General features: G+C 64.5%; 2 protein-coding genes. Both read right to left on the bottom strand.

The window, feature by feature from the left end:
• Positions 1 to 334 (bottom strand): glycerol-3-phosphate acyltransferase (locus EN969_RS34105; RefSeq protein WP_164758799.1); only part of this gene is annotated, 334 nt, incomplete at its 3' end.
• A 60-nt stretch (positions 335 to 394) separates the two neighbouring features.
• Positions 395 to 647: amidohydrolase family protein (locus tag EN969_RS34100; RefSeq protein ID WP_164758798.1), on the bottom strand; the 253-nt coding region annotated here is incomplete at its 5' end.

Here is a 647-nt window from a genome sequence, read left to right as displayed (position 1 = left end):
CGCCGAGATAGGTGGCGACGCCCTTGCCGCCCTTGAAGCCCAGCCATACCGGGAAGAGATGACCGAGAAAGGCGCCGAGACCGGCCCAGATCGCCAGGTCAGGCGCGAAATAGCCAGCAATCAGCACGGCGGCCGTGCCCTTCAGCGCGTCGAGCAACAGCGTCGCCGCGGCTAGGCCCTTGTTGCCGGTGCGCAGAACATTGGTGGCGCCGATGTTGCCCGAGCCGATCTGGCGCACATCGCCAAGGCCGGCCGCGCGGGTGAGCAGAAGTCCGAACGGAATCGAGCCCAGGAGATAGCCGAACACAAGCGCTGGGATGAGGCTGTAAGTCATTGTTTCCCCCGCATTTCCCCCAGTTTGGCCGGATCAGGCGCGGTGCGCGGGTTGTCCGGCTCAGACGGAGAACACTGTGCGGCCCGCAACCAGCGTTTGCAAGACCTTGCCTTGCAGGCGCGCACCTTCGAAACAGGTGTTTTTTGAGCGCGAACGAATGCCGCTTTCGCTGACGATCCAGGGTTCGTCGAGGTCGACAAGCGCAAGATCGGCGACAGCGCCGGGCTTCAGCGTGCCACCGGGCAGTCCGAACAGTTTTGCCGGGGCCGTGGACAGGGTCTCGATCAGCCTCAGCAACGGCACGTCGCCATTG

Origin of the sequence: Mesorhizobium sp. M7A.F.Ca.CA.003.01.2.1, from assembly GCF_003998945.1 — a bacterium.
Lineage (GTDB): Bacteria > Pseudomonadota > Alphaproteobacteria > Rhizobiales > Rhizobiaceae > Mesorhizobium > Mesorhizobium ciceri.
The sequence above is the reverse complement of the archived record's forward strand: the minus strand, read 5'-3'. Positions and strand labels throughout refer to the sequence as shown.